A 1,161-nucleotide genomic window follows, 5' to 3' on the forward strand; every position below is an offset into this window, starting at 1 on the left:
TACCCGTTGATCACCTATTACCCCGGTCTAACTGGGCGCTCCCGTATTGATGCGGCATTTGCCCAAGCTGGCGTAACCGCTGATGTGGTGCTCAGTGCCCAAGATGCCGATGTCATCAAAACCTATGTCGAGCTAGACATGGGGGTCGGGATTATGGCCTCGATGGCGTTCGATCCACGCAAGGACACCGATCTGGTGCAGCTCAATGCTAGCCACCTGTTCACCCCAAATACCGCGTGGTTGGCGGTGCGGCGCGCACAGTATCAGCGCGCTTATGTGCTGCGCTTTATGCAGATTTGTAATCCGTCGTTAAGTATCAGCGATATCAAAGAAGCTATCTGGAAAGAGCCGCAAGACGAGCACGTTTTGCAGTTCGATATTTAATCCGTCATTTAAGACGAAATATTCATCGCTTAAAACCTCATAACCTCACCGCTGCCGTAAGCTTGTGCTACGGCAGCGAGACCGTGAACGCCTGCGTGGCCCAGATAAATCCACACATCATCACTTATCATTTATAACAATTCACTGAGTCTAAGGGTGTACTCCGGTGGCGTATACTGCTCAAAGAGTCAATGATGAGTGTAAATACGAGCATAAGTGCCGATGATGTTAACTATCGAGTTGGAAGACAATAAGTACCTGCAGCGCTTTTTCAGAAAATATGCGCAGTGCGAAGCGGCCGTAAAACACAATGTGCACACGGTATTACCGGAGATCTTTTTGCATCGTCCGCATAAAATAAAACCGGCTTACGATTTGAAAAGACACCAACTGACCATTCAGGAATATAAAGTGGTGGTCGATAAGGTCAACTTTCGTGCTGCCTACATCCAAAGCGGTGATGCCGTGACCGTGTTCTACATTACCCCGACCACCATCAAACGCGAATTTGTGCGTGAGTTAGTATCAACTTCGCTCTGTGACTAGCGCGTACCCGCTGTGGCACACTGCGAGAGTGATATGTCTACTAGTGGAATAGTGGATAGAGATAGGGCTACAAAAATAGAGCAGAGATGCCGGATCGGGCATCTCTGCGGGTATCATTAAACTTATCAACGTAGATTTCGCTTAATGAAACGTTATGTAAGGTAACTGAAAGTACGTCGAAGGTAAGTAATCACTTATATACAACTTTACGCCCTCCATGACCGGTTAAAT

2 protein-coding genes are annotated in these 1,161 nt (G+C 47.5%); both read left to right on the plus strand.

Annotated features, from left to right (window positions below; translation table 11 throughout):
- Positions 1–384: LysR substrate-binding domain-containing protein (locus ACRC27_RS05150; RefSeq protein WP_438639341.1), on the plus strand; the 384-nt coding region annotated here is incomplete at its 5' end.
- A gap of 222 nt (positions 385–606) precedes the next feature.
- Entirely contained in the window at positions 607–930 is a 324-nt protein-coding gene (locus ACRC27_RS05155) for a hypothetical protein (RefSeq protein ID WP_438639342.1), read from the plus strand.
- Positions 931–1,161: the final 231 nt, after the last annotated feature.

The sequence above is a fragment of the Plesiomonas sp. genome, from assembly GCF_051650925.1.
Lineage (GTDB): Bacteria > Pseudomonadota > Gammaproteobacteria > Enterobacterales > CAMTGL01 > Plesiomonas.

What these genes read in the sequence shown, in the direction of transcription:
- ACRC27_RS05155 (WP_438639342.1), top strand. Translation starts at nt 607, where the DNA reads ATGATGTTAACTATCGAGTTGGAAGACAATAAGTACCTGCAGCGCTTT.